This is a genomic window from Oleiphilus sp. HI0125 (assembly GCF_001635355.1).
In genome coordinates this window covers 1-423 of the sequence record NZ_LWGF01000464.1, presented here as the reverse complement: position 1 = coordinate 423, position 423 = coordinate 1, and the positions used below count along the sequence as shown (strand labels likewise).

The window sequence follows — 423 nt, the reverse complement described above, 5'->3', positions numbered from 1 at the left end:
CTGGGATTCAATCGGTGATTCTTAAAACCTACATCGGCGCACAACAATTACTAGAAGATTCGTTCCGTTTAGGCACGCAAATTCTAGATTCAGGCTTCAAACCAAGCATTATTATTGCTCTATGGCGAGGCGGGACACCGATTGGGACGGCAGTACAAGAGCTGCTTGAGTATCACGGTATTGAAACAGATCATATCGCCATTCGAACTTCTTCCTACGCAGCTGCCATTGATGGCCGCTCAAATGAGATTCGCATTCACGGTATGAGCTATCTCATCAAACACGTGAAACATACGGACCGCTTATTAATCGTCGATGACGTATTTGATACCGGGCATACCATTAAAGCGGTAATTGAACATCTTGAAACACACGCCAGAAGAAATACGCCGCAAGAAATAAAAGTGGCCGTACCGTATTACA

1 protein-coding gene is annotated in these 423 nt (G+C 44.7%); it reads left to right on the top strand.

The genetic code is table 11. The annotated features are described in order from the left end of the window. Nucleotides 1-14: 14 nt before the first annotated feature. Nucleotides 15-423 (top strand): phosphoribosyltransferase (locus tag A3762_RS06090; RefSeq protein ID WP_068754533.1); only part of this gene is annotated, 409 nt, incomplete at its 3' end.